Raw genomic sequence first — 866 nt, forward strand, 5'->3', positions numbered from 1 at the left:
GGGCTGAGCGATCCGGCGCTGGAGGCGCAGATTCGAGATCGACTGTCGTTCCGCCGCTTTGCCGGCTTCAGCCTTTCGGACCGCACACCCGATCATTCGACGCTGTGGCGTTTCCGCGAGGAGCTGACGCGCGAGCATCTGATCGACAAGGTCTTTGAGGAGATCAACCGCCAGCTGGAGGCGAAGGGGCTGATCGTCAAGCGCGGCACCTTGGTCGATGCCACGTTCCTGCAGGCTCGCGGCCGGCCGCCCAAGCAGCCGAAGAAGGGCCATCAGGGTCCGGTCAAGCCGTCGGCCGATAAGGATGCGCGCTGGGGCAAGAAGAGCACCTTCGGCTACAAGATGCATATCGGCGTCGACCAGGCGCACACCATCATCCGGCGCGTCGAGGCGAGTGATGCCTCGGTCACCGACACCGAGCCGGCCGACCAGTTGATCTGCGGCGACGAGAAGGCAGCCTATGGCGATCAGGCCTATTATACCCACGCCAGGCAGGATCGGCTCGCCGAGGCGGGGATCAAGGACCGGCTGATGCAGCGGCCCAACAAGCACCACCCGCTGACGCCGCGCCAGAAGTTGCGCAACCGGCTGATCGCCAAGGTGCGGGCGGCGGTCGAGCGGCCCTTCGCGGTATTCAAGGAGCGCTATGGCATGCGGCGCATGCGCTTCTTCAACCTGGCCACCAACCGCACGCAGTGCATGCTGGCTGCCTGCGCCTACAATCTGAGAACCATGATTGGCGTCCTCCGTCCACCTGCTGAGAGACGAGCATGAGGAGGAGTCCGTCCGCAATCCTGCGGATGGCCGCTTAAAACTGACAAATGCCTCAAAGGGCGCGCCGAAAACCGCTCTGCCAGTCCTCTAAA

General features: G+C 64.0%; 1 protein-coding gene. It reads left to right on the forward strand.

The annotated features are described in order from the left end of the window. The coding region (locus tag RFN28_RS34645; protein WP_320291602.1) for an IS5 family transposase at positions 1-774 on the forward strand (774 nt) is incomplete at its 5' end. Between the last annotated feature and the right edge of the window lie 92 nt (positions 775-866).

Origin of the sequence: Mesorhizobium album, from assembly GCF_033977205.1 — a bacterium.
Taxonomy (GTDB): Bacteria; Pseudomonadota; Alphaproteobacteria; order Rhizobiales; family Rhizobiaceae; genus Mesorhizobium; species Mesorhizobium album.